Origin of the sequence: Legionella gratiana (assembly GCF_001467695.1) — a bacterium.
GTDB lineage: Bacteria > Pseudomonadota > Gammaproteobacteria > Legionellales > Legionellaceae > Legionella > Legionella gratiana.
On record NZ_LNYE01000029.1, the window covers coordinates 1 to 1300 of the forward strand.

Sequence of the window (1300 nt, forward strand, 5' to 3'; positions counted from 1 at the left end):
GCGACATCAAATTTAAGAATGCTGGAGTTGGTTGCGAGGAAACTCGGGGAATTGAACGATGAAGTGGTCTATCTTGGTGGCTGCACCACGGCTTTGTTTATCAATGATCCATTATCATTAGATGTTCGCACAACATTGGATGTTGACTGCATCATCGATGTTTTGTCGTTAGGCCAGTATTATAAGTTTGAGGAAAAACTAAAAGAGAAAGGCTTTTATCGTTCGATACAAGATGAGATCACCTGTCGTTGGCATCTTGATGACATCATATTGGATGTAATGCCTACAGATGAAAAAATTTTGGGTTGGGGAAATGAGTGGTATAAAGAAGCAATCAAACATGCTGTTGATCATCAGATCACAGAGGACATTACCATCAAATCTGTAACAGCCCCCTATTTTTTAGCGACAAAAATAGAGGCTTTTAAATCAAGAGGGAACTATGATTTTCTTGGTAGTCATGACTTTGAAGACATGGTAATCGCAGGATGTATTGATATTGCAGAGCAAGTGCACACTTCAAGTGATGATTTAAAGAAGCACTTAAGGTTAGTATTCAATGAATTCTTAAAGAACGATGAATTCATGCAGTCACTCCCTGGTCATCTTAATGACGAGCCAGTGACAGAACAACGAGTTCAAACTGTGATAAAACGAATAGAACAATTTGCTCAAGAAGAATAGGGTACATACAAATGAAACTGGCTTGGTTAACGGATATCCACCTCAATTTTCTAGAGGTTGAGTCTCGCCAAAAATACTATGAGGACATTCTAGCTACTGGCTGCGATGCAACATTGATTAGTGGTGACATCGCCGAAGCACCTTCTCTAATCAATCTTTTAAATGAAATGGTTGGGCAAATCAAAATGCCCATATATTTTATTGTCGGAAACCATGATTATTATCGTGGAATTATTTCGGATGTACGTAAGGCATTGACTGAATTAAGCGCGGCTCATGCTGGCTTATTTTGGTTGCCTGCGACAGGTTTACAACACCTTCCCAATAATACAATTTTATTAGGGCAAGATGGATGGGCGGATGGTCGATTAGGTGATTATCAAAACAGTCCAGTTTCACTCAATGACAGCCGAATGATTGCGGATTTGTTTCAGGAAAAAATGCTAAGTCGACAGCATCTGCTACAAAAAATGCAAGAGTTAGCTGATCTAGATGCTAATGCATTGGAAAATGACTTATTACAAGCAGTAAGGCTTCAACCCAGAAAAATAATAGTTTTGACTCATGTTCCTCCCTTCAAGGAGGCTTGTCAGCATATGGGGCAGGTCAGTGATGA

The 1300-nt window shown here is 39.5% G+C and carries 2 protein-coding genes; both read left to right on the forward strand.

Translation table 11 applies throughout. From position 1 onward, the window contains the following. A partial coding sequence (locus Lgra_RS12935) for a hypothetical protein (protein ID WP_238584450.1) occupies positions 1–684 on the forward strand: 684 nt, incomplete at its 5' end. Between the two features lie 11 nt (positions 685–695). Next, positions 696–1300, forward strand: a 605-nt coding sequence (locus tag Lgra_RS12940; RefSeq protein WP_238584451.1) for a metallophosphoesterase family protein, incomplete at its 3' end; no start/stop codon positions are given.